This is a genomic window from Streptomonospora nanhaiensis (genome assembly GCF_026642255.1).
Classification (GTDB): domain Bacteria; phylum Actinomycetota; class Actinomycetes; order Streptosporangiales; family Streptosporangiaceae; genus Nocardiopsis; species Nocardiopsis tropica.
In genome coordinates, this window is sequence record NZ_CP113264.1 from 2,897,307 (window position 1) to 2,915,102 (window position 17,796).

Consider the following 17,796-nt stretch of genomic DNA (forward strand, 5'->3'; position numbering starts at 1 on the left):
CGGGGCGCGGGGGGTTCTCCCTCCGGGCCCCGGGCCCGTGTCGTTTCCGACCCTCCGGGCGGACGCGGGTGGGGGTGTCACGTTCCGGGATGACAGGTGGACAATAATGAAAACGGTTGTCATATGCTGTTTTGGCCGGTCGCGACACCGTCGCGCGGCGGCCCCGTCCACACCCGACCCCTGGAAGAACCCCCGTGCACCTCCACAAGACCCCGCCCGGCGCCTGCCTGGCCGTGGCCGCCGCCCTCGCGGCCACCGGCTGCTTCCCCGCCGGAGACGACACCGCCGCCGACGACGGACGGATCTCGGTGGCCATGATGCAGCCGCCGCGCTCGGCCCTGTCGCCCCTCACCGACGACGCCTTCAAGCTCTCCCGGTGGAGCACCGCCGAGACCCTCGTCACCCTGGACGAGGTCGGCGACCCGCAGCCCGGCCTGGCCACCGAGTGGGCCCGCACCGACCCCACCACCTGGACCTTCACCATCCGCGAGGGGGTGGACTTCCACGACGGCACGGAGCTGACCGCCGACGTCGCCGCCCACGCGCTGGAGTACGCGGCGCAGGCCTCGCCCAAGCCGCGCATCCTCGACGGCGTGGAGATCGCGGTGGAGGCGCGGGGCGACACCGTGACCGTCACCACCGCCGAGGAGGACCCGCTCGTCCCGCAGCGGCTGTCCTCGCCGCAGCTGTCGATCCTCGCCCAGAGCGCCTACGAGGGCGGCGCGGTGAGCCCCGTCGGCACCGGGACCGGCCCCTTCGAGCTGGTCGAGGTCACCGGGACCACCGCCGCGCGCCTGGACCGCTTCGACGGCTACTGGGGCGAACCCGCCCTGGCCCCCGGCATCGACGTGGCCTTCGTGCCCGACGGGACCGCACGCGCCGCCGCCCTGCGCACCGGCGAGGCCGACATCGTCGAGTCCGTGCCCACCTCCCAGGCCGCGCTCCTGGAGGAGGACACCCTCACCGAGGTGCCGATGCCGCGCACCAACACCCTCTACCTCAACACCGAGGAGGGGCCCTTCACGGACCCCGGCCTGAGGGCCGCCGCGCGTGAGGCGATCGACCGCGAGTCCCTGGTCGAGGGCGTCTACGAGGGCCGCGCCGACGTGGCCGAGGGCCTTCTGGGCCCCGCGCTGCCCTGGGCCGCCGAGCGCCCCGCGCGCACCGGCGCCACGGAGGCGCAGGACCCGGACGGCGCGTCCGTCACCCTGGCGACCTTCACCGACCGCGCCGAGCTGCCCGAGGTCGCGACCGTCCTCGAACAGCAGCTGGAGGACGCCGGGTTCGAGGTGGAGCAGGTCGTGCGCGAGTACGCCAACATCGAGGAGGACGCCCTCAGCGGCGAGTTCGACGCGTTCATCCTCTCCCGCGCGACCGTCCTGGACTCCGGGGACCCCGCCGCGTACATGACCAGCGACTTCTCCTGCGACGGCTCCTTCAACATCGCCCAGCTGTGCGACGAGGGGGTGGACGCCGCACTGGAGGCGGCCGAGCTGGCGCCGACGGGCGAGGAGCGGCGCGCCGCGATCCTGGAGGCCGAGGCCGCCGTCCTCGCCACCGACGCCGCCATCCCCATGCTGCACGAGCGCGTCATCCAGGGCGACGCGGCCGGCGTCGTGGACTCGGCCAAGGACCCGCGCGAGCGCCTGCTCGTCACCTCGCGCACCCGGCTGGACTGATGGGCGCCGCGCACCCGGGCCGGGCCGCGCCCCGGCGCCCCCGCCCGGCCCGCCGCTCCGGGCTCCTCGGCCCCCTGCTCTCCCGCGTGGCGGCACTGGCCGTCATCACCGTCGTGGTCGGCCTGCTCCCGTGGCTGTCCGGCCGCGACCCCGCGCTGTCCGTGCTGCGGGCCCGCTCGGCCGAGCAGGAGCCGACCGAGGAGGCCCTCAACGCGATCCGCGCGGAGCTGGGGCTCTCCGACGGACCGATGGTGATGCTCGGCCGCTGGTTCGGCGGGGCGCTCCGCGGCGACCTGGGCTCCTCCTGGGTCTCCGACGCCCCCGTCCTGCCCGCGGTCGTCTCGGCCACGGGGGTGTCCCTCCTGGTCATGGCGTGCGCGCTCGGCGTGGCCCTGCTGCTGGCGGCCCTGCTGTGCGCGCCCGCCCTGGTGCGCGGGGCGCGCGGCACGCTGCGCCCGGGCGGGTCGGGCAGCGGCGCGGTCGCCGCCATGTGCACGGCCCTGCCCGAGTTCCTGGTCGCCGTCCTGCTCATGGTCTCCCTGTCGGTGTGGCTGGGCTGGCTGCCGCCCTACGGCTGGCAGGGGCCGGTCAACCTGGTCCTGCCGGCCCTGGCGCTGGGAATCCCGGCCGGAGGGCTGCTGGGCCGGCTGGTCGACGACGCCCTGCCCTCGGTGTTCGCCGAGCGCTGGGTCGGCCTGTGGGCCGCCTCGGGGTGCTCCCCGGCCGTCATCGGCGCGGCCGCGCTGCGCCGGGCGACCCCGGCCCTCATCCCGCAGTTCGGCATGGTCGCGATCGGCCTGACCGGGGGAGCGGTCGCCGTGGAGACGGTCTTCGCCGTCCCCGGGATCGGCCGCACCGCCCTGGGCGCCGCCCAGTCCCAGGACCTGCCCATGCTCCAGGGCGCGGTCCTCGGCCTGGTGCTCCTCGGAACCGCGGCGGGCCTGCTCGCCCAGGCGGCGCGCCGGTGGATGCTGGGGCCCGGCCTGCGCGACGCGGCCCTGACCCTGTCGCCGCCGCCCACGGCCCCGGCCGGAGCGCTGCGCCGGTCGGTGCCCGCGGTGTGCGCGGCGCTGCTCCTCACCGTGTGCGTGTGGGGACTGACCCGGGACGCGATGACCGTGAGCGTGGCCGAGCGCCTCGCCGGGCCCTCGTGGGCGCACCCGCTGGGCACCGACGCCGTGGGCCGCGACGTGCTCGCCCGTCTCGGCCACGGGGCCGTCGCCACCGTGGGCACCGCGGCGCTGGTGTGCCTGGTGAGCCTCGCGGTCGCGCTGGTGGTCGGGTTCCGGCCCGCGCTGGCGGCGGGCGCCGCCGACATGGCCAACGCCCTGCCGCCGGTCATCGCCGGGATCCTCGTGGCCGCCGTCATGGGCCCCGGCCCCCTCGGAGCCTCGGTGGCCGTCGCCCTGGTGTCCTGGCCGCCGCTCGCCGCGCACGCGGCCTCGCTGGTCCAGGAGACGCGCGCCGCCGCCTACCTCGACGCCCAGAGGGCCCTGGGGGCCGACTCCCGGTGGATCCTGGTGCGGCACGTCCTGCCCGCGGTCCTGGGTCCGGTGGGCCGCAACGCGGTGCTCAGGCTCCCCGGCATCGCCCTGGCCCTGGCCTCGCTGGGGTTCCTCGGCCTCGGGGCCCAGCCGCCCTCCGCGGAATGGGGGCTGAGCCTGTCGGAGTCCCTGCCCTACGTGGAGCGCGCGCCCCTGGCCGCGCTCGCCCCGGGCGCCATGCTCATGCTGCTCGCCGCGTTCGCGGTCTCCCTGTCCACCCTGCCCCCGGGCGGGCGCACCGCCCGGCGGCGCCGGGTCCCGGCCGCCGCCGGGGCCGGAATCCCGGAAGGAGCCGGACGATGAACCACGGCGTTCCCCACGACGGCGTTCCCCACCGCACAGCTCCCGGCGGCGGGGGCCCCCGCTCCCACAGCGGCGGCAGCGGCACGGTTCCCAGCGGCGCGGCCCCCGGCGGCGCCGCACCGGAGGACGGGGCCGCGCCCGGCGGTCCGCCGCGCGACGCCGCCCCCGGCCGCACGCCCCTGCTGAGCGTCCGCGACCTGCGGGTCACCCTGCGCGAACGCGGCGGTACCGCCGTCCCGGCCGTGCGCGGCCTGTCCTTCGACGTGCACCCCGGCGAGGTGGTCGCCCTCGTGGGGGAGTCGGGCGCCGGGAAGTCCCTGACCGCCCGCGCCGTCCTGGGCCTGGCGCCCCACGGCGCACAGGTCGCCGGGAGCGTCCTGCTGGACGGACAGGAGCTGGTCGGCGCGCGCCCGTCCGTCCTGCGCTCGGTGCGGGGGCGGCGGATGTCGCTGGTCCCGCAGGACGCCCTCACCGTGCTCAGCCCCGTCCACACCGTGGGCGCCCAGCTCGTCCGGGCCGTGCGCTCGGTGCGCGGGACCGGCCGGGCCCGGGCGTGGGAGGAGGCCGTGGCCGCCCTGGACCGGGTAGGCATCCCCGACGCCGCCCGGCGCGCGCACGCCTACCCGCACGAGTTCTCCGGCGGCATGCGCCAGCGCGCCGTCATTGCGATGGCCACGGTCAACCGGCCCGACGTCGTCTTCGCCGACGAGCCCACCACCGCGCTGGACCCCGTCATGCAGGCGAGGGTCCTGGAACTCCTGTGCGGGCTGAGCGGGCAGACCGGGACCTCGGTCGTCCTGGTCACCCACGACCTCGGGGTCGTCGGCGGCCACGCGGACCGGGTGGTGGTCGTCTACGCGGGGCGGCACGTCGAGTCGGGCCCGGTGGACCGGGTCCTCACCGACCCGCGGGCCCCCTACACCGCCGGACTGCTCGCCGCGCTCCCGCCCCGGGAGGCGCGGGACCGCAGGCTCCCCGCCATCGCGGGATCGCCCCCCTCGCCGACGTCCCTGCCGCAGGGCTGCGCGTTCGCGCCGAGGTGCCCCCTCGCCGCGACACGCTGCCGCGCCCACGAGCCCTCCCCGGTCGTCGCGGGCGAGCCGGGGAGACTGGTCTCGTGCCACCGCTGGCAGGACCTCCCCGACCCGGCGCGCTCCCTGTTCGCGGACGTGCCGTGACCGCGGCGCGGCGGCGCCCGCACCCCGCACACCCCACGAGGAAGGACGACATGACCCACTCCGCCCCGCCGCTGCTGGCGGTCCGCGACCTGGTGGTGCGCTACCCGGGGCGCGCGCGGCGTTCCGCGCCCGTGACGGCCGTCGACGGGGTGTCCTTCGACGTCCGCGCGGGGGAGACGCTCGCCCTGGTCGGGGAGTCGGGGTGCGGGAAGACCAGCACGGCCTCCGCCGTGGTCGGCCTGCGCCGGCCCGACTCCGGGTCGGTGCGCTTCGAGGGCAGCGAGCTGACCACGATGGACCCGGCGCGCCTGCGCGCCCTGCGCCCCGCGCTCCAACCGGTCTTCCAGGACCCGTACGGGTCGCTCAGTCCCCGCCTGCGCGTGCGCGACGCCGTCGCCGAACCCCTGCGCATCCACGGGCGCTGGGATCGGGGGACCGGCCCGGACCGCGTGGCCGCCCTGCTGGACACGGTCGGCCTGGACGCCTCCCACGGCGACCGGCTGCCGCACGAGCTGTCCGGGGGGCAGTGCCAGCGCGTCGGGATCGCCCGCGCGCTGGCCTGCGAGCCGCGGCTGCTGGTCCTGGACGAACCGGTGTCGGCCCTGGACCCCTCGGTGCGCGCCGGGGTGCTCAACCTGCTCACCGGCCTCCAGGACACCCTGGGCCTGGGCTACCTGTTCATCTGCCACGACCTCGCGCTCGTCGGACACGTCGCCCACCGCGTCGCCGTCATGAGGGAGGGGCGCGTCGTGGAGACCGGGCCCGCCCGCCGGGTGCTCTCCCAGCCCTCCGACCCGTACACGCGCGAGCTGGTGGAGGCCTCCCCGGCGGCCGTCGGGGAGCACCGCGCCCGCACGATCCCGACCGCGTCGTGAGCCCCGCCGGTGACGCCCGGGGGAGGGCGGAACAGGCGGAGGGCGCCGCCGGGCCCCGGGGCGGGGGACGCCCGGGGACGGGGCGGGCGGCCGCGGTGCTGCGCGACGCGCGCGCTCTGCCCCCGCTGGCGCTGCTGCTGGTCGGCTCCCAGTTCGCGTTCAACGTCGGCTTCTTCGCGGTCCTGCCCTACCTCGCCGACCACCTCGGCGGCGGGCTGGGCCTGGCCGGGTGGCTGGTCGGCCTCGTGCTGGGCCTGCGCACCTTCAGCCAGCAGGGCCTGTTCGTCGTGGGCGGCACGCTCACCGACCGGTTCGGCGCGCGGCCGGTGGTCCTGGCGGGCTGCGTGCTGCGGATCGCCGGTTTCTGCTGGCTCGGCTTCGCGGAGGGCACGGCGTCGGTGATCGCGTCGGTGCTGCTCATCGGGTTCGCCGCCGCGCTGTTCTCCCCGGCGGTCGAGACGGAGATCGTGCGCCAGGCGGTGCGGCACGAGCGGGCCTCGGGCACGCCCCGCACGCGCGTTCTCGCGCTGTTCTCCGTCTCCGGGCAGGCGGGGACGCTCGTCGGCCCGCTGCTGGGCTCCCTGCTCCTGCTCGGCGGGTTCCGGGCCGCGTGCCTGGTCGGGGCGGCGGTCTTCGCGCTCGTGCTCGCAGGGCACCTGAGGCTCATGCCCGGGCCGGAGTCGCGCGGCGACTCCGGCCCGCGGGCCGGGGAGGGGCGGCCCCGCCTGCGCGAGGGGGTGCGGCTCCTGCTGGGCGACCGACGCTTCCTGGGGCTGTGCCTGGCCTACAGCGGCTACCTGCTGGCCTACAACCAGCTCTACCTGGCGCTGCCGGGGGAGGTGGAGCGGGCGACCGGTTCCCAGGGCGCGCTGGGCTGGCTGCTCGCGTGGTCCTCGGTGCTCTACATCGCCGCGCAGTTCCCGGTGCTGTCCTGGGCCGCGGCCCGGCTGTCCCGGCGCGCGACCCTGGTCTGGGGGCTGCTGCTGGTCTCGCTGGGCTTCGCCTCCGCCGCGGCGCTGACACCGGTCGGGGCCCTGGGCGGGCTGCTGCCCTCCGTCGCGTTCGTCACCGCGCTGACCCTGGGCCAGGTCCTGATCGTGCCGACGGTCCGGGCCTGGCTGCCCGACCTCGTGGACGACGCCCGCCTGGGCCTGTTCACGGGCGCGCTGTCCTCGCTGTCCGGGCTGGTGGTGCTCCTGGGCAGCGTGCCCGCCGGGGCGCTCCTGGACATGGGCGGCCCGGTCCCCTGGCTCGCGCTCGCCGCCGTGCCGCTCGCCGGCGCGGCCCTGGTCCCGCGCGGTCCCCGCTCCTGAACGGTCCGGGCGGCCCCGAACGGGGCCGCCCGGACCGGTCGGCGGGTGGGAGGGGAGGGACCGTCCTCAGGGACTCCGCTCCCACCGCCTTCCCGTGGCCGTGCAGGTCCGGGCGGACGCCGCGGTGGCGGGGGCGCCTTCCGGCAGGGTCACACGGTTTCCTCCGGGGCGGAGCGCGCCGGCTGCCGCGGCGTGCCGGCCGCCCCCGTGTCCTCCGACCGCAGGTCGCGCCAGAAGCACACGACCACGCCCACGATGACGACGAGGAAGGGGGCCGACGCCACGATGACGGTCTGCTGCAGCGCGGCGAGACCTCCCGAGAACAGGAGGATGATCGCCAGGGCCCCGGTCATCGCGCCCCACAGCAGCAGGATCGGCACGGGTGGGCGCAGGGAGCCGCGGGTGGTGAGCATGCCCAGCACGTAGGTGTTGGCGTCGGCGCCCGAGACGAAGAAGAGCACCGCCAGGACCACCACCATCGCCGCCGTGACGGCGGGCAGCGGGAACTCGGCCAGCGTGGTGAAGAAGGCGCTGTTGAGGTCGGCCGCGGTGGAGCCCGCGATGTCGGTCCCGTGGTTCAGGTCCAGGTCGATGGCCGAGCCGCCGAAGACGGAGAACCAGGCGAAGAAGGCCAGGCTGGGCATGCCGAGGACGACCAGGACGAACTGGCGGATGGTGCGCCCGCGCGAGATGCGCGCCAGGAACACCCCGACGAAGGCGCCCCAGGACACCCACCAGGCCATCATGAAGTACGTCCAGCCCTGCATCCACGCGGTGTCGCCGAACGCCGGTCCCCGCAGGCTCATCAGGAGGAACTCGTCGCCGTACTGGCCGAGGGACTCCAGGAAGAGGGAGACCAGGAACGCCGTCGGGCCGAGGAACAGCACGAACACGAACAGCAGCGCGGCGACCGACAGGTTGACCTCGCTGATGTAGCGGATGCCGCGCTGGACCCCGGAGGCGGCCGAGAGGCTGAAGAGGACCGTCACGACGACCACGATCACCACCTGGGTGGTGGTGCCGGTGGGCGTTCCCAGGAGCCGGTTCAGGCCGTTGTCGATCTGCAGGGCCCCCAGGCCGAGCGAGGTCGTGGTCCCGAACAGGGTGGCGAAGACCGTGAAGACGTCGATGGCCTTGCCCGCGGGGCCGTCGGCGTGGCGTCCCAGCAGCGGCCGGAAGAGGGCGCTGACCAGCCCGGGGCGCTTCTTGCGGTACATCGAGTAGCCCAGGGCCAGTCCGAAGACCGCGAAGATCGCCCAGGCGTGCAGTCCCCAGTCGTAGAAGGAGTACTGGAGCGCGAGGACCGCCGCCTGGGGGGTCCCGGGCTCGGCGAGGTCGTGGGGAGGGACGGCGAAGTGCGAGATCGGCTCGGCGATGCCGTAGGACACCAGGCCGATGCCCATCACCGCGCACAGGATCATGGCGATCCAGGTGTGGGTGGCGAACTCGGGCCGGTCCCCGTCGTCGCCCAGCCGGATGCGTCCGTAGCGGCTGAAGGCCAGTCCGACCAGGAGCGCCAGCAGCAGCAGGGGGAGCAGGAGGTAGGCCCATCCGAACCCGGAGGTGATCCGGTTCAGGGCGGAGTTCATCACGGCCATCTGGTGGTCAGGGGCGGCCACGCCCCAGACCACGAACAGCGAGGAGAGGGCGAGGGAGGCCCAGAAGACCGTTCCGACGGTGCCGCGGACGGTGGTGGAGTCATTCATGGGTGGACTCCTCTCTGGAGACGGCCACCACGCGCGGTGGTGCCGCAGAGCACAGGGCCCTGTGCCGCAGCGGACCGCGGTCCTCGTCTGTTCTGGTGCCAAGAGCGGGTTTCACAGCGGTGAACTTCCTGTCGGTGGGTGGGAGCGGCAAGGACTGCCGGAGTCTCCTGACACGTGCACGGCCGCTGGATCGCTTCAGGGCCGTGCGGGAGGATGCGAGGACGAGGTGTCGGCGCGGGGGTGTGCCCCCGCACCCGTGCCATCCGGATCCGCTTCGCGGAAGAATCCGCAACGCGATCACCGGCGGCGTTCACCAGCAGGGGAGTCCCTGTGGGAGGCGGCGCACGCCGAGGTCTGCGGCTCAGGCCGCACACCGGTCCGTGGGGCTCTCCGACGGGTCCGGGCCGAAGGGCCGGTCGAGATCCGGTCCGGCGTCGGCGCCCTCGCGCACGGTTCCTGCGGCGCTGGGCGGTCGAGTCGTTCCAGATCAAGGCGATGCCGGAGAGTCCCGGAGCGAGGTTACTCGCACGCGGGGGCGCGCTCGCCCGGCTCGACCTCCTGTTACGCCGCGGACCGCTCCGGCCCCGGGGGCCACGGGCCCCCGGCCGTCCCGCCGGGGCCGGAGCGCGGAGGAGCGCGGCCGCGACCGGGGTGGGGGCCCGGATCCCCTGTGCCCCAGCCGTTGTCGGCATCCGGCGGCCCTCGGGCACGCCGCCCTCCGGCCGGGGCGGGCGGGCGGCCGTCCCGGCCGGAGGGCGGCGTGTGCGCACAAGCCAGCATTCATGGTTTCCTGAATCCAGGATTTTGTGTATCGTCAGGGCATGATCTCCCTCGCCACCGACATCGACGCCCTGGCCCGGTTCGGCCGGGCCCTGGCCGACCCCCTCCGCTGCCGGGTCCTGCTGGCCCTGCGCGAGAGCCCAGCCCACCCCGCCGACCTGGCCGAGACCCTCGGCATCAGCCGCACCCGCCTGTCCAACCACCTGGCCTGCCTGCGCGACTGCGGCCTGGTCGTGGCCGTGCCCGTGGGGCGGCGGGTGCGCTACGAACTGGCCGACGCCCGCCTCGGACACGCCCTGGACGACCTGCGCCAGGCCGTGCTGGCCGTGCAGACCGACCCCGCCTGCGTGGACGCCGACGAGAAGGGCTGCTGCTGATGGTGCACCCCCTCACCGCGCCTCCGGGCGAGGACCGCCGCGCCGTCCTGACCCGGCGGGTGCGCCTGCTGGTCGCCGTGACCATCGCCTACAACCTCGTCGAGGCCGTCGTGGCCATCACCGCGGGCAACCTCGCCTCCTCCGCCGCCCTGATCGGCTTCGGCCTGGACTCGCTCATCGAGGTCTCCTCCGCACTGGCGGTCGCCTGGCAGTTCTCCGCCCGCGACCCCGGCGTGCGCCAGGCGCGGGAGAAGCGGGCGCTGCGCGTCATCGCGGTGGCCTTCTTCGCCCTGGCCGCCTACGTCACCGTCGAGGCCCTGCGCTCCCTGCTCGGCGGGACCGAGGCGGCCCCCTCCACCGTGGGGATCGTGCTGGCCGCCCTGTCGGTGGCGATCATGCCGTTCCTGTCCCTGGCCCAGCGCCGCGCGGGCCGGGAGCTGGGCTCGGCCACGGCGGTGGCCGACTCCAAGCAGACGCTGCTGTGCACCTACCTGTCGGCCGCCCTCCTGGTCGGACTGGGCGTCAACGCCCTGTTCGGGTGGGCCTGGGCCGACCCGGTGGTGGCGCTGCTCATCGCCGTGCTGGCGGTCAAGGAGGGGCGGGAGGCCTGGCGCGGGGACGCCTGCTGCGCCCCGGCCGGGATCGCCCTCACCGCGCCCGCCGCAGCCGACGCCGGGACCGAGGGGGCCGACGGGTGCGGATGCGCCCCCGGCTGCTCCTGCTGCCCCTGACACCGCCCCCTCCCGCGGCCCCGGCCCCCGGCCGGGGCCGCGCCCCTGCCTGACGGGGGGACGCGCACGGCCGCCTTCGCCCCGGACGGGCCCACGGGGCGAAGGAGATGCCCCGCCGCCGAGAGCGGTCCACGGGGGACGGCGCCTCCGCGGCGGCGCCGTGCGACCCCGGAGGCGTCCCCCGCCCGGCGGAGCGAACGGCCGACCGGCCGGGACCGCCGGAAAACCCCTGGCCACAGATTCGCACGGTGACTACCATGGGCAACGTGCATCTACCTCTCTACCTCTGAGCGCATTCCGAGCGCCCGCCCCACAGCCGCTGTGGCCGCGGGCCCGCGATGTCTGCCATGACCCCCGAAGGGGTCGTCCCGTCAGCTCGGAGAGCTCCCGCACCCCTCGCGTCCACCGCCGGGGCGGAGCTCTGTTCGGAGGAGAGAATGACCACCGTCAACCCCGTGTCCGGCCTGCCCGCAGGAGAGCGGGCGCAGATCACCCTGTCCGGAGTACGCGTCGACCGCGGCGGGCGCACGGTCCTGTCCGGCGTCGACATGGCCCTCACCCCGCGATCGCGGTGGGGGATCGTCGGCGAGAACGGACGCGGCAAGTCCACGCTGCTGCACGTCCTCGCCGGGACGCTCGCGCCCGACGCCGGAACCGTCCGGCGCGTGGGCACGGTCGGCGTCGCCGAACAGGAGATGGAGGCGGACGGCGGCCGGACCGTCGGCGACCTGGTCGACGTCGAACTCGCCGCCGCGCGGACCGCCCTGGCCGCGCTCGACGCGAGCGCCGCGGCGCTGGCCGACGGGCTCCCCTGCGCCGCCGAGGAGTACGCGGCGGCCCTGGACGCCGCGGAGGCGCTGGACGCCTGGGACGCCGACCGGCGCGTCGACCTGGCCCTGGAGAACCTGGGGGCCGTCACCGACCGGTCGCGCCCCCTGGAGCGATTGTCGGTCGGACAGCGCTACCGCGTGCGGCTGGCGTGCCTGCTGGGTGCCTCGCACGACTTCCTGCTGCTCGACGAGCCCACGAACCACCTCGACGCCGCCGGCCTGGACTTCCTGACCGAGCGGCTGCGCGGCCACCACAACGGGGTGGCACTCGTCAGCCACGACCGCGCCCTGCTCTCGGACGTGGCCACGACGATGCTCGACCTCGACCCGAGCCGCGACGGCGAACCCCGCGTCTACGGCGGGGGCTTCGCCGGGTACCAGGAGGGCCGGCGTGCGGAGCGGGAGCGCTGGGCGGCCGAGTACGAGCAGCAGCAGGTCGAGCACGCCCGCCTGACCCAGGACCTGTCGGCGGCGCAGAACCGGCTCGTCAGCGGGTGGCGCCCGGAGAAGGGGACCGGCAAGCACCAGCGGGCCACCCGGGCGCCCGCCCTGGTGCGCGCCGTCCACCGGCGGCGCGAGGACCTGGAGGAGCACGCGCTCACCGTGCCCCCGCCCCCGCTGCGGTTCCGCATGCCGGAGCTGCGGGCGCGGCCCGGGACGGACCTGGTCGCGGCCGAGGGGGTCACCGTGGCGGGGCGCCTGGACCGGCCGGTCTCGCTCACGCTCCGTTCCGGCGACCGGGTCGTGGTCACCGGGGCCAACGGGGCGGGAAAGTCGACGCTCCTGTCGGTGCTGGCGGGGCTCGTCGAGCCGACCGGGGGCGGTGTGCGGACCGCGCGCACGGCCCGGGTGCGCCTGCTGGCGCAGGAGTCGCCGCGCGCGGGCGCGCGCCGTGCCCACGAGGTGTACTCCGCCCACGTGGCGCGGCTCGTCGGCTCGGGCACCCTGGCCGAGGGGGAGGCGGTCCCCCTCTCCGCCCTCGGCCTGCTCCCGGCCCGGGACGCCGCACGGCCGCTGCGCGAGCTGTCCATGGGCCAGCAGCGGCGGTTCGACCTGGCGATGGCGCTGGCGTCGCGCCCCGACGCGCTGCTGCTGGACGAGCCGACGAACCACCTCTCGATCGCCCTCGTCGAGGAGCTCACCGAGGGGCTCGGCTCCACCGGGGCGGCCGTGGTGATCGCCACCCACGACCGGCGGCTCCGGCGGGACACGGCCCCCTGGGAACAGCTGGACCTGCGGCCCGGGACCTCCGCGGCCCGGATCGTGGAGCGGTCGGCCGCCGGGGGCGCGTGAGGTGACCGGCTACGGGGCCGCGGCGGTCGTGCCGCCGCGGCCCCGGACGCACGGGCGCGGCCGGGCGGTGGCGCGGGCAGGTCCTCACACCAGCGCGGCGGCCCCGAACCCGGCCGCCGCCGCGAGTACGGGCACGACGGCCGTCAGGGCGATGTTGGCGAGCGCGTGCGGCCGGCCCCGGTGCTGTGCCAGGTGGACCGTCTCCACCATGGCGGTGCTGAAGGTGGTGTAGCCGCCGCAGAAGCCCACCCCGGCCGGGCCCGTCCACGCGGGCGCGACCCCGTGGAACACCACCGCCCCGGTGAGGGCCCCCAGGAGGAGAGAGCCGCTGGTGTTGACGACCAGGGTGGCCCAGGGCAGTGTCGTGGTCCACCGGTCGCGGACGGCGCCGTCCACCAGGAAGCGGACCGCCGCGCCCAGCCCCCCGCACAGGGCGATCAGGACCCCCGTCACCGCGGCTCCCCGTCGGGGCGGGAGCACATCGCGGGGGACCGGCCGCCGCCGGCCGCCAGGATCCCGGCCAGCGCGGCGAGCAGCCCCAAGGCGATGCTCGCCGCCGTGTACGCCGCGGCGGCGGCCGGTCCCGGCTGCGCCGAGAGGGAGACGGTCTCGACGGCCAGGGCGCTGTAGGTGGTGAACGATCCGAGCACGCCGGTGCCGAGGAACAGCCGCACCCGTGCGACGGCCGGCGTCTCCGGCCCGCGCGAGGACAGGGTCTGGAGCAGCAGGCCGAGCAGGAAGGCCCCGGCGACGTTGACCGCCAGTGTGGCCAGGACCCCCGCGTCGAACGCCTCTCCGGCGACCCCCGCCAGGTGGCGCAGTCCCGTGCCGATCACGCCCCCGGAGAAGACCAGGGGCAGCGCATACCGGTGACCCATCGAACCCCTTCCTGCGGACCGTGCCCGGGACCGCCGCAGCACCCGTCCCGGACGCCGTCCCCCGCGGGTCGGTCCGGGAACCGGTGCGCCGGCGGTCGTCCGGGAGCTCCCGGCCTTGGGACATGCTTCTGCGGACCGGAGGGAACACGGTGCTCGGGGACCTGACCGAGACCTTACCCGCGCCCCCGCGCCCCCGCGCCCGGAGCGGGCGGCCCCGATCCGCCACCGGGGGCGGGATCCCGGGGCCCGCGTCCCGTGGGCAGGAGGTTTATCCGCCTACCTCCGTTTTGGGAGGATTGAGGTTCTGCTAATTTAGGCGAGCCTACCCTCATTCCTCCAAGAGTGGATGTTCCCTGATGCGCTCCCACCGGTTCACGGCACTGACCGCTGCCGCAGTCACCGTCCTCACCCTCGCCGCATGCGGCGCCCAGCCGGAAGAAGAGGAGGCCGCCGCCGAAGGCGGGTCCGGCGAGTACCCGATCGTCATCGAGCACGCCCTGGGCACCACCACCATCGAGGAGCAGCCCGAGCGGGTCGCCTCCGTGAACTGGGCCAACCACGAGGTCCCGCTGGCGCTCGGCGTCGTCCCCGTCGGCATGGCCGAGGCCAACTTCGGCGACGATGACGACGACGGCGTCCTCCCCTGGGTCGACGAGAAGCTCGACGAGCTCGGCGCCGAGACGCCGGTGCTCTTCGACGAGAACGACGGCATCGACTTCGAGGCCGTCGCCGACACCCAGCCCGACGTCATCCTCGCCTCCTACTCCGGTCTCACCCAGGAGGACTACGACACGCTGAGCGACATCGCCCCCGTCGTCGCCTATCCCGAGGGCCCCTGGGCCACGTCGTGGCGCGACATCATCCGGCTCAACAGCCAGGCCATCGGCCTGGCCGAGGAGGGCGACCAGCTCATCGCCGACCTGGAGCAGGAGATCGCCGACGTCGTCGCCGAGTACCCGCAGCTCGAGGGCAAGTCGGCCATGTTCATGACCCACGTCGACCCGACGGACGTCAGCCAGATCGGCTTCTACACCACCCACGACACCCGGACCCTCTTCTTCGAGGACCTGGGCCTGGAGACCCCCGGGAGCATCGCGGAACTCTCCGCAGGCACCGACCAGTTCTCCCTCTCCCAGAGCACCGAGCAGATCGACGCCTTCGACGACGTCGACATCATCACCGGCTACGGCGACGACACCGGCGAGCTGCTGGAGCTCCTCCAGAGCGACCCGCTGCTCTCCAAGATGCCCGCCGTGGAGCGCGACTCGGTCTACCTCCTGCCCGGCAGCTCCCCCCTGGCCACCGCCGCGAACCCGACCCCGCTGTCGATCTCGTGGGTGCTCGAAGACTACGTCGCCGCGCTCGCCGAGGCCGCCGACAAGGTCCAGTGACGATGGCCGTCACCCGTCCCGCACCGGACGCCGGCGCCGCGCGGCGCCCGGTGCGGGCGCGTTCGCTCTGGCTGCTCCTCGCCCTCGCGGTGCTCGCGGCGGCCATGCTGGCCTCCGTCGCCTGGGGCTCCCGCATCGTCGGCCTCGCCGACGTCGCCGCCGCCCTGGGCGGCGCGGACGAGACGATCGAGCAGGCCGCCGTCACCAAGCGGGTGCCGCGCACCCTCCTCGCGGTGCTCGTCGGCGCCGCCCTCGGCCTGTCCGGGGCGGTCATGCAGGGCGTGACCCGCAACCCCCTCGCCGACCCGGGCATCCTGGGCGTGAACATGGGCGCCTCCCTCGCCGTGGTCTGCGGCATGGTCTTCTTCGGACTCACGTCCCCGAGCGGCTACATCTGGGTGGCGATCGGCGGGGCCGCCGCCGCGGCCGTCTTCGTGTACACCGTGGGCTCGCTCGGCCGGGGCGGGGCCACGCCCCTGAAGCTCGCGCTCGCGGGCGCCGCCACCTCGGCGGCGTTCTCCTCGCTCGTGACCGCCGTGGTGATGCCGCGCAACGACGTGGCCGGGAGCTTCCGGATGTGGCAGATCGGCGGTGTCGGCGGCGCGTCCTTCGACGGCGTCGTCCGCGTCCTGCCCTTCCTCGCCGTGGGGCTCGTCCTCAGCCTGATGTCGGCGCGGGCCCTGAACTCCCTCGCCCTGGGCGACGACCTGGCGGCCGGGCTCGGCGAGCGCGTCGCCCTCGTGCGCGCGACCGCCGGGCTCGGCGCCGTGCTGCTGTGCGGTGCGGCCACCGCGGCCGCCGGCCCCATCATGTTCGTCGGCCTCGTCGTGCCGCACATGTGCCGTCTGCTGATCGGCGTGGACCACCGGTGGCTGCTGCCGTTCTCCGCACTGCTCGGCGCGGCGCTGCTCACCGTCGCCGACGTCGTCGGCCGCGTCGTGGCCCGTCCGGCCGAGGTCGAGGTGGGCATCGTGACGGCGCTGATCGGCGCACCGGTCTTCATCTACATCGTCCGTCGCCAGAAAGTGCGTGCCCTGTGAGCGCGGAAACCGCCATCCGACCCCTCGGCGTCGAGGCCGTCACCCGCGGCCGGATCCGGCGCACCGCCAGGCGGGGCGCCGTCGTCGCGGTGCTCGCGGTCCTCATCGCCGCCGTGTTCGCCACCAGCCTCATGGTGGGCCGGACGTTCTACCCGCCCGCCGACGTCGTCGCCGTGATCCTGGGCGAGCAGGTGCCCGGGGCCTCCTTCACCGTCGGCACGCTGCGCCTGCCCCGGGCAGTGCTGGCGGTCGCGGCCGGGCTCTGCTTCGGCATCGGCGGCGTCACCTTCCAGACGATGCTGCGCAACCCCCTGGCCAGCCCCGACATCATCGGGATCAGCTCCGGGGCGAGTGCGGCGGCGGCCTTCGCCATCGTGGTGCTCTCCCTGGGCCGGACCGGGGTGTCCGCCGTCGCGATCACCGCCGGACTCGCCGTCGCCCTGCTCATCTACGCCCTCGCGTTCCGCGGCGGGGTCGCCGGGACCCGCCTGATCCTCATCGGCATCGGCATCGCCGCGATGCTCGACAGCCTCACCAGCTACGTCCTCTCCCAGGCGGCCGAATGGGACCTCCAGGAGGCCATGCGCTGGCTGACCGGCAGCCTCAACGGCTCCACCTGGACCGAGACGGTGCCGGTCCTGCTGGCCCTGGCGGTCCTGGCGCCCCTCCTGCTGAGCCAGGCCCGCAACCTCTCGGCGATGCAGCTGGGGGACGACACCGCCTCCGCGCTCGGGGTGCGTGTCGAACGCACCCGGGTGATCGTCATCGTCGCCGCCGTCGGCCTCATCGCCTTCGCGACCGCCGCGGCCGGGCCGATCGCGTTCGTCGCGTTCCTGTCCGGGCCCATCGCCGCCCGCATCGTGGGGCCCGGCGGCTCGCTCCTGGTGCCGTCGGCCCTCGTGGGCGCGCTCCTGGTCCTGGTCGCGGACCTCGCCGGCCAGTACGCCTTCGGGACGCGCTTCCCGGTCGGCGTCGTCACCGGCGTGCTCGGCGCGCCCTACCTCGTCTACCTGATCGTCCGCACCAACCGCGCCGGAGGCTCCCTGTGACCGCGAACCACTCCCTGGAGGTCCAGGACCTCGCGCTCGGCTACGGAGACCGGGTGGTCATCGAATCCCTCGACCTCGCCGTGCGGCCGGGCGGCATCACGGTGATCGTCGGGGCGAACGCCTGCGGGAAGTCCACGCTCCTGCGGTCGATGTCTCGCCTCCTCGCCCCCAGGAAGGGGCGGGTGGTCCTCGACGGCAAGGAGGTGCACCGCACGCCCGCCAAGGAGCTGGCGCGCACCATGGGCCTGCTGCCCCAGTCGCCGATCGCCCCCGAGGGGATCACCGTCGCGGACCTCGTGGGCCGAGGACGCCACCCCCACCAGGGGATGTTCACCCGCTGGAGCCGGGAGGACGACGCCGCGGTGGCGGCGGCACTGGAGGCGACGCACACCTCCGACCTGGCCGAGAGGTCGGTCGACGAGCTCTCCGGAGGCCAGCGCCAGCGGGTGTGGATCGCCATGGCCCTCGCCCAGCAGACCGACCTGCTGCTGCTGGACGAACCCACGACGTTCCTCGACGTGAGCCACCAGGTCGAGGTGCTCGACCTGCTCACCGACCTCAACCGGGAACGCGGCACGACCATCGTCATGGTCCTGCACGACCTCAACCTCGCCGCCCGCTACGCCGACCAGCTGATCGCGCTCGCGGACGGGCGGCTGCACGCCATGGGCGAGCCCGCACAGGTGCTCACCGAGGACAGCGTGCGCGCGGTGTTCGGCCTGGAGAGCCGGGTCATCCCCGACCCGACCACCGGCAGGCCCCTCATGCTCCCCCTCGGACGCCACCACGTGCTGGAGCCCTCGGGCCTGGCCGCGGAGAACTGACGGGA

15 protein-coding genes are annotated in these 17,796 nt (G+C 75.3%); 12 read left to right on the plus strand and 3 right to left on the minus strand.

Annotation, left to right across the window (positions count from 1 at the left end; genetic code table 11):
* Positions 1 to 194 precede the first annotated feature (194 nt).
* From OUQ99_RS12450 to OUQ99_RS12470, 5 genes are read left to right on the plus strand one after another with little or no spacing between them, the layout of a single operon-like run.
* Positions 195 to 1,679: an ABC transporter substrate-binding protein gene (locus OUQ99_RS12450; protein WP_267949599.1), complete on the plus strand. Its 1,485-nt coding sequence runs from the start codon at positions 195 to 197 to the stop codon at positions 1,677 to 1,679.
* Complete coding sequence (locus OUQ99_RS12455; protein ID WP_267949600.1) at positions 1,679 to 3,526, plus strand: ABC transporter permease subunit; 1,848 nt, start codon at positions 1,679 to 1,681, stop codon at positions 3,524 to 3,526. The genes OUQ99_RS12450 and OUQ99_RS12455 overlap by 1 nt, the downstream gene beginning before the upstream one ends.
* The gene (locus OUQ99_RS12460; RefSeq protein WP_267949601.1) at positions 3,523 to 4,704 is read left to right on the plus strand and encodes an ABC transporter ATP-binding protein; all 1,182 of its coding nucleotides are present in this window, start codon (positions 3,523 to 3,525) and stop codon (positions 4,702 to 4,704) included. The genes OUQ99_RS12455 and OUQ99_RS12460 overlap by 4 nt, the downstream gene beginning before the upstream one ends.
* Positions 4,705 to 4,754: 50 nt before the next feature.
* Positions 4,755 to 5,579 (plus strand): ATP-binding cassette domain-containing protein, encoded by an 825-nt coding sequence (locus OUQ99_RS12465; protein ID WP_267949602.1) that lies wholly within the window; start codon positions 4,755 to 4,757, stop codon positions 5,577 to 5,579.
* Positions 5,576 to 6,892: an MFS transporter gene (locus OUQ99_RS12470; protein WP_267949603.1), complete on the plus strand. Its 1,317-nt coding sequence runs from the start codon at positions 5,576 to 5,578 to the stop codon at positions 6,890 to 6,892. The genes OUQ99_RS12465 and OUQ99_RS12470 overlap by 4 nt, the downstream gene beginning before the upstream one ends.
* A 149-nt stretch (positions 6,893 to 7,041) precedes the next feature.
* On the opposite strand, the gene OUQ99_RS12475 is transcribed toward OUQ99_RS12470, so the two are convergent.
* Positions 7,042 to 8,598, minus strand: a complete 1,557-nt coding sequence (locus tag OUQ99_RS12475) for a BCCT family transporter (protein WP_267949604.1) — start codon at positions 8,596 to 8,598, stop codon at positions 7,042 to 7,044.
* Between the two features lie 821 nt (positions 8,599 to 9,419).
* Here OUQ99_RS12475 and OUQ99_RS12480 point away from each other — a divergent pair.
* The 3 genes from OUQ99_RS12480 (at position 9,420) to OUQ99_RS12490 (ending at position 12,609) form a co-directional block, all read left to right on the plus strand.
* Positions 9,420 to 9,755 (plus strand): ArsR/SmtB family transcription factor, encoded by a 336-nt coding sequence (locus tag OUQ99_RS12480; protein WP_267949605.1) that lies wholly within the window; start codon positions 9,420 to 9,422, stop codon positions 9,753 to 9,755.
* A complete protein-coding gene (locus tag OUQ99_RS12485; protein WP_267949606.1) occupies positions 9,755 to 10,486 on the plus strand; it encodes a cation diffusion facilitator family transporter in 732 nt (243 codons plus the stop codon). The genes OUQ99_RS12480 and OUQ99_RS12485 overlap by 1 nt, the downstream gene beginning before the upstream one ends.
* A gap of 437 nt (positions 10,487 to 10,923) precedes the next feature.
* Entirely contained in the window at positions 10,924 to 12,609 is a 1,686-nt protein-coding gene (locus OUQ99_RS12490) for an ATP-binding cassette domain-containing protein (RefSeq protein WP_267949607.1), read from the plus strand.
* Between the two features lie 84 nt (positions 12,610 to 12,693).
* On the opposite strand, the gene OUQ99_RS12495 is transcribed toward OUQ99_RS12490, so the two are convergent.
* Both OUQ99_RS12495 and OUQ99_RS12500 read right to left on the minus strand, forming a co-directional pair.
* A complete protein-coding gene (locus tag OUQ99_RS12495) occupies positions 12,694 to 13,062 on the minus strand; it encodes a fluoride efflux transporter FluC (RefSeq protein ID WP_267949608.1) in 369 nt (122 codons plus the stop codon).
* Positions 13,059 to 13,487, minus strand: coding sequence for a fluoride efflux transporter FluC (locus tag OUQ99_RS12500; protein ID WP_267949609.1), 429 nt, complete (start codon positions 13,485 to 13,487; stop codon positions 13,059 to 13,061). The genes OUQ99_RS12495 and OUQ99_RS12500 overlap by 4 nt, the downstream gene beginning before the upstream one ends.
* Before the next feature lie 356 nt (positions 13,488 to 13,843).
* Here OUQ99_RS12500 and OUQ99_RS12505 point away from each other — a divergent pair, with 356 nt between their 5' ends.
* The 4 genes from OUQ99_RS12505 to OUQ99_RS12520 are packed head-to-tail and all read left to right on the plus strand — an operon-like array spanning position 13,844 to position 17,791.
* Positions 13,844 to 14,878, plus strand: a complete 1,035-nt coding sequence (locus OUQ99_RS12505; protein ID WP_267949610.1) for an iron-siderophore ABC transporter substrate-binding protein — start codon at positions 13,844 to 13,846, stop codon at positions 14,876 to 14,878.
* A gap of 2 nt (positions 14,879 to 14,880) precedes the next feature.
* On the plus strand, positions 14,881 to 15,918 hold the full coding sequence (locus OUQ99_RS12510; protein ID WP_267949611.1) for a FecCD family ABC transporter permease: 1,038 nt from the start codon (positions 14,881 to 14,883) through the stop codon (positions 15,916 to 15,918).
* Positions 15,915 to 16,967, plus strand: coding sequence for a FecCD family ABC transporter permease (locus OUQ99_RS12515; RefSeq protein ID WP_267949612.1), 1,053 nt, complete (start codon positions 15,915 to 15,917; stop codon positions 16,965 to 16,967). The genes OUQ99_RS12510 and OUQ99_RS12515 overlap by 4 nt, the downstream gene beginning before the upstream one ends.
* Positions 16,964 to 17,791 carry an ABC transporter ATP-binding protein gene (locus tag OUQ99_RS12520; RefSeq protein WP_267949613.1) on the plus strand — a complete coding sequence of 276 codons (828 nt, stop codon included), beginning with the start codon at positions 16,964 to 16,966 and terminating at the stop codon, positions 17,789 to 17,791. The genes OUQ99_RS12515 and OUQ99_RS12520 overlap by 4 nt, the downstream gene beginning before the upstream one ends.
* The last annotated feature ends 5 nt before the right edge of the window (positions 17,792 to 17,796 follow it).